This window comes from uncultured Boseongicola sp., assembly GCF_937988555.1.
GTDB lineage: Bacteria > Pseudomonadota > Alphaproteobacteria > Rhodobacterales > Rhodobacteraceae > Boseongicola.
Map to the genome: position 1 here is coordinate 1 of NZ_CALJXO010000224.1, position 6,091 is coordinate 6,091.

4 protein-coding genes and 1 pseudogene are annotated in these 6,091 nt (G+C 56.3%); 3 read left to right on the forward strand and 2 right to left on the reverse strand.

Going from position 1 to position 6,091, the window contains the following annotated elements; all coding sequences use genetic code 11:
• Positions 1 to 238: 238 nt before the first annotated feature.
• Positions 239 to 943: a purine-nucleoside phosphorylase gene (deoD, locus tag Q1B15_RS13695; RefSeq protein WP_299754472.1), complete on the reverse strand. Its 705-nt coding sequence runs from the start codon at positions 941 to 943 to the stop codon at positions 239 to 241.
• 214 nt (positions 944 to 1,157) lie between these two features.
• Here deoD and Q1B15_RS13700 point away from each other — a divergent pair.
• Positions 1,158 to 1,421, forward strand: a pseudogene (locus Q1B15_RS13700) (DUF4329 domain-containing protein); the annotation flags it as partial.
• Positions 1,422 to 1,533: 112 nt separating this feature from the next.
• Here the strand turns inward: Q1B15_RS13700 and Q1B15_RS13705 are convergent.
• Positions 1,534 to 3,534: a protein meaA gene (locus Q1B15_RS13705; RefSeq protein WP_299754474.1), complete on the reverse strand. Its 2,001-nt coding sequence runs from the start codon at positions 3,532 to 3,534 to the stop codon at positions 1,534 to 1,536.
• Between the two features lie 136 nt (positions 3,535 to 3,670).
• Between Q1B15_RS13705 and Q1B15_RS13710 the strand changes: the two genes are divergently transcribed.
• Together Q1B15_RS13710 and ccrA are read left to right on the forward strand one after the other, a co-directional pair.
• The gene (locus Q1B15_RS13710) at positions 3,671 to 5,089 is read left to right on the forward strand and encodes a 1-acyl-sn-glycerol-3-phosphate acyltransferase (protein WP_299754476.1); all 1,419 of its coding nucleotides are present in this window, start codon (positions 3,671 to 3,673) and stop codon (positions 5,087 to 5,089) included.
• Between the two features lie 111 nt (positions 5,090 to 5,200).
• Positions 5,201 to 6,091 (forward strand): crotonyl-CoA carboxylase/reductase (gene ccrA, locus Q1B15_RS13715; RefSeq protein ID WP_299754478.1); only part of this gene is annotated, 891 nt, incomplete at its 3' end.

Below are 6,091 nucleotides of genomic sequence, written 5' to 3' on the forward strand. Positions count from 1 at the left end.
ACTGGCACGGCCCCGACCGTGAACCCCGTACATGGTTCCTCAAAAAGGCAGAAATAGACGCGCCCTCCGCCTCTTAATCGTCTTTGTGAAATCCAAAACTCGTCACCCGGTCATATCTCGGGTGACGAGTGTCTGTGGACATAGAATATTTCAAGTCACTGATTAAAAATGCTTTTCACTAAGCCGGCCTGCGATATCTCATAGACAAACTCGTCAGGCATAGCCCTGGGGCTCGACGTCACGCAAAGGCAGCTTCCAAAGCAATTTCAACCATGTCCCCAAAGCTTTTCTCACGCTGGTCGCTTGGCAAGGCTTCCCCGGTAATCAGGTGGTCCGACACGGTCAGGACAGCCAAGGCCCGGCGTCCATAGCGTGCCGCCAGAGTGTAAAGTTCAGCGGCCTCCATTTCGACGCCAAGAATGCCGTGCCGCATCATTTGCTCATTCAGATCTGGCCGCTCGTCATAGAAAGTATCCGACGAATAAATCCCTCCGACATGCGTGGAAACGCCTTTGGTTTTGGCAGCATCAGCGGCTGCGCGCAGAAGGCCGTAGTCGGCACAAGGCGCGAACTGAAACTCTTTGAAGATACCCCGCGACGGTGTTGAAAGCGACGATGCTGTCATCGCCAATATAACATCGCGTACCTTAACCCCGTCCTGCATTCCGCCGCACGACCCGATCCGGATCAGCGTTTGCACGCCGTAATCCCTGATCAATTCGGTCGCGTAAATTGACAGACTTGGCATTCCCATTCCGGAACCGTGAATGGTCACCGGATTGCCGCGCCACGTGCCCGTGAACCCAAGCATGCCACGGACTTCGTTGACCAGCCGTGCGTTGTCCAGAAATGCGTCGGCGGCCCATTTCGCACGATACGGGTCTCCAGGCAGCAACACGGTTTCAGCAATATCGCCTTCTTTGGCACCAATGTGAATCGTCATGTCAGGACCCCTCTCGTGAATGATATCATGGCTTTTAAAGTGCTACTTCGGAAACGGAAGGTTGCCAATGGTCCGCTGCTTTGTCGTAAGCCTTGTGTTTATACTCGGCACCAGTTCTGCATCCGCTGACCCAGAGGCCGATCTTGCCCGATCCGTCTTGGGCAACCTCCAGGCCCAGTCATTTCGCGACAATGTCGAATAGTGCGGCGACCTCGGGTTTGACGGAGGCGGCAGTTTGGTTGCGACCCCGGCCGCAAAAGGCGGTCCCGACTGGTGCGAGATCGACACGCCAGAAGGCATTGAAATCGACGCACCCTACCACTCGCACCCGGAATATGACGCAAACGCGTGGTCGGAGGTTCCGAGCCGGGAAGATATGGAGACGCACGAAGATCAGGGGATTGATGGCTGTGTCAGCACGGCGGGCGGGCGGTTGTGGTATATCGACACCGAAGACATGATTGCGACCCAGATTTGAGGCATTTGTTGCCTGCCGCTCGATCCGAGATTTCAACCGCCCCCCCGAAGGCAATATCCGACAAAGCAACAGCCGCGACGAGCCTGTTCAGAAGATCAACCGTTAACCTTTATCAACGGGTCGCTTCCTCAGTGGCAACACCTGCCGGGTCAGCAAGCGCCACGATGTCAAACATAATCCGGTTAAGGTCGAAATCCTTCGGCGTATAAACCCGGGCTACTCCCATCGTGCGCAGCCGTTCCGCGTCAACGTCGGGAATAATCCCGCCGACGACGACCGGCGTTTGACCCAGTCCGGCGCCCCGCAGTTCACTCAACAGCTCCTCGATCAACGGCATATGACTGCCGGAAAGAATAGACAATCCAATGACATGCGCACCTTGCTTTTGGGCAGCAGCGACAATTTCAGACGGCGTCAGGCGAATACCTTCATATGTGATGTCCATGCCTGCATCGCGCGCGCGCGTCGCAATTTGCTCGGCCCCATTCGAGTGTCCGTCAAGACCCGGCTTGCCCACAAGAAACTTCAGCCGCTCTCCAAGCTTGGCTGAAACCGCGTCCACTTCAGCGCGCAACTCATCAAGACCTTCCGTCTTGTTCGACGGCGCCTGCGACACCCCGGTCGGCGCACGGTACTGTCCGAAAACACCGCGAACGATATCGCCCCATTCGCCCGTTGTAACACCCGCTTTCGCCGCAGCGACCGATGCTGGCATGATGTTGGTCCCATCCCGAGCGGCTGCTTCTAAATCCGCGAGGGCTGCGCGAACCGCGTCTTGGTCACGCGCTGCGCGCCAGGCTTCAAGCCGCGCAATCTGATCCGCCTCGGCCTTTGGGTCAGCGAGCATGATGGCCTCGGGGCCGCTGGTTAACGGCGAAGGCTCCCCGGATTCATACTTGTTAACGCCGACAACAATGGTCTCACCACGCTCAATACGCTGAATACGGTCTGCGTTTGCTTCGACCAGACGCATCTTCATATGTTCGATCGCTTCGACCGCGCCGCCCATCGCATCAATATGTGCAAGCTCGGCGCGCGCTCCTGCTTTCAGGGCCTCAACCTTCGATGCAATCACCCGATTGCCGTCGAACAGATCGCCGTATTCAAGAAGGTCGGTTTCAAATGCCAGAATTTGCTGCATCCGCAAGGACCACTGCTGATCCCAGGGCCGTGGCAGGCCAAGCGCCTCGTTCCAGGCGGGAAGCTGAACTGCCCGCGCGCGCGCATTCTTTGACAAGGTCACAGCCAACATTTCCAATAGGATACGGTAAACGTTGTTTTCGGGCTGCTGTTCGGTAAGCCCCAGAGAATTCACCTGTACTCCGTACCGAAAACGTCGAAACTTCTCCTCTTCGACCCCATAGCGTTCCCGACAAATCTCGTCCCAAAGCTCGGCGAACGCGCGCATTTTGCATAGTTCCGTGACAAACCGGATACCGGCATTCACGAAGAAACTGATACGGCCAACCATTGCGGGAAAATGCTCAGGCGGAACCTTTTTCTTCAGGTCGTCAAGAACGGCCTGCGCCGTCGCCAACGCATAGGCGAGCTCTTGTTGCGGCGTCGCTCCGGCTTCTTGCAAATGGTAGGAACACACGTTCATCGGGTTCCATTTTGGAAGATGTTCTCGCGTCCAGGCGGCAACGTCGGTAATCATTCTTAACGATGGGTGCGGTGGGCAAACATAGGTCCCGCGTGAAAGGTATTCCTTAATAATGTCGTTTTGCACGGTCCCTTGAAGCTTCGAGACATCGGCGCCCTGTTCTTCTGCCGCGGCCACATAGAGCGCCAAAAGCCAAGGTGCAGTGGCATTGATGGTCATCGACGTATTCATCTGATCCAATGGGATTGCGTCAAAAAGTGCGCGCATATCGCCTAGATGCGCAACCGGCACGCCAACTTTTCCGACCTCGCCCTGCGCCAAGCGGTGATCGCTGTCATAGCCCGTTTGCGTGGGCAGATCGAACGCGACAGACAGGCCGGTCTGACCCTTCGCAAGGTTACCGCGATACAGCGCGTTAGACGCCTTTGCGGTCGAATGTCCGGCATATGTGCGAAACAACCAGGGATCATCGGCACTCTTTCGAGCGGTTTCATTCTGCACTTGCGACATGCGCGCATCCTTCCAAGATCGGCTGAAATAATCTTTCGCCAAAGGGTGATTTAAAGTCATTTTGTATCTCTGTCAATTCGCTGCGGCGCGGCATGACGGGATTGTCCTTCCTAGCGCACGCTGTCACTGTCTGGGCATGACACAATCGGTCACCTTGCCGCTTTGGCTTCTCGTCCTTGTTCTGGTGTTCGCGGCTGTGACTGCGTCCACTCATCTGCTGTTTCCATCGGTGCGTTGGTATTTCCGTCGCCGCGCCGAGCGGTTCGTTAGCGAACTGAACAAGCGCCTTGAACGCCCGATACAACCCTTCAAACTCCTGCGTCGCCAAGACATGATCCAGCGAGTCATCTATGACCCCGAAGTCGTGCGCGCTGTCACCGAATACGCCAAAAGCGAAGGTGTCCGCGAGGACGTCGCCTTTGAGAAAGCGCACCGATACGCCCGCGAGATCGTCCCGTCGTTTAGCGCCACGGCCTATTTCCGTATTGCAATTCGCGGGACCCGTTGGCTGTCGCACAAGCTATTCGATGTGCGACTGCACCGTGTCGACGACGAGGCTCTTTCAGCAGTCGATCATAACGCCACACTGGTTTTCGTGATCAACCATCGCTCAAACTTTGACTACGTGCTGGTGACCTATCTTGCGGGCGACAAGTCGGCTCTTAGCTACGCGGCGGGGGACTGGGCGCATGTCTGGCCATTAAGCCGGATCGTGCGGGCCATGGGGGCTTATTTTATCCGGCGTCGATCCCACACGGAATTGTACCGCAAGGTTCTGGCATCTTACGTGAAAAAGGCGACCGAAGCTGGCGTCACTCAAGCGGTGTTCCCCGAAGGCGGGCTAAGCCGGAACGGGCTGGTTGGCCCCCCCAAATTAGGCATCCTCAGCTACATCGTGCAGGGCTGGCGTTCCGATGGTCCTGACGTTGTGTTTGTCCCTGTTTCGCTGAACTATGATCGCGTTGTCGAGGACCGTATTCTTGTGGCTGCCGGCCGGTCCGGAACGCGCCGCTTTAGGGCTTCGGCGCCTGAAGGCGTGCAATTTACGCTGCGATATATCTGGCGTCGACTCCGAGGGCTTGAATCCCGGTTCGGCGTTGCCGGCGTAACTTTCGGCAGGCCAATATCGCTTAGTGAACTCGCGGCTGGAGCGCCGCAAACCGCAGACCTCGTCCATCTTCTTGGCGAGCGATTGAAAGAGGATATTCGCACGTCCGTGCCAGTCGTGACGGTGCCACTGATTATGACAGCTTTGTTCAAGCGCGACGGTCACGCAACGATGCAAGACATCAGCGCAGAGATCGAGAAATTGCGTGCGGCCTTTGTTGGAACGCCTCCAGATTTCGCAGCGCCCGAGGGCGACAACGAGGCTCTTGCAGGTGTTCTTGAGGGCTTGGTCGTACGTCATATCCTGTCTCGCGAAGACGAGATTTACAGGATTATCGCCACCGACTTGGCGATCTTTTATGCCAATTCCATTCGACAATACCTTGCTGCAGATGCAGCCATTGCGATCCCGGCTTTTTCAACCGAGAGCAATTCCCTTAAGACATAAAATTACAAAAACCATAAAAAATCGTTTGCATAATTACTTTATGGGCGCTAATTCCACCAGAGGCGCAACGCGATTCTGCGGTGCAGCGTGATAGTGTTAAGGAGCCGACAGATGGCGTTGGACGCGAAGGCAGCAACAGTCACCCAGACATCCCCGATCAAGGATCTCTATGCCGTGGGCGAAATGCCACCGATGGGCCATGTTCCGGCACAGATGCATGCTTGGGCGATCCGCCGCGAACGTCACGGCGATCCTGACACCGCCATGCAGGTCGAAGTCGTAGACACGCCAGAAATTGACAGCAATGAAGTGCTCGTTTTGGTGATGGCCGCTGGCGTTAACTACAATGGTGTTTGGGCGGCCCTCGGACAGCCGATCAGCCCGTTTGACGGCCATAATCAGTCCTATCATATAGCAGGCTCGGATGCCTCGGGCATCGTCTGGGCGGTTGGTGATAAGGTAAAGCGTTGGAAGGTCGGCGACGAAGTCGTGATCCACTGCAACCAGGATGATGGCGACGACGAAGAATGCAACGGCGGCGATCCGATGTTCTCAAACTCGCAACGCATTTGGGGTTACGAGACGCCGGACGGGTCATTCTCTCAGTTTACACGGGTGCAAGCCCAGCAATTGATGGAGCGCCCCAAGCACCTCACTTGGGAAGAAAGCGCCTGCTACACGTTAACCTTGGCAACGGCTTACCGGATGCTGTTTGGACACGAGCCTCACGACCTGAAACCGGGCCAGAATGTTCTGGTTTGGGGGGCTTCTGGCGGTCTTGGGTCTTACGCGATCCAGCTGATCAATACGGCGGGCGCGAACGCAATCGGCGTGATCTCGGATGAAGACAAACGCGATTTTGTCATGAGCCTTGGGGCCAAGGGCGTTTTGAACCGTCGTGACTTCAAATGTTGGGGGCAATTGCCCACCGTTAACACGCCGGAATATGCGGAGTGGTTCCAGGAAGCGCGCAAGTTCGGTAAGGCAATCTGGGAAATCACC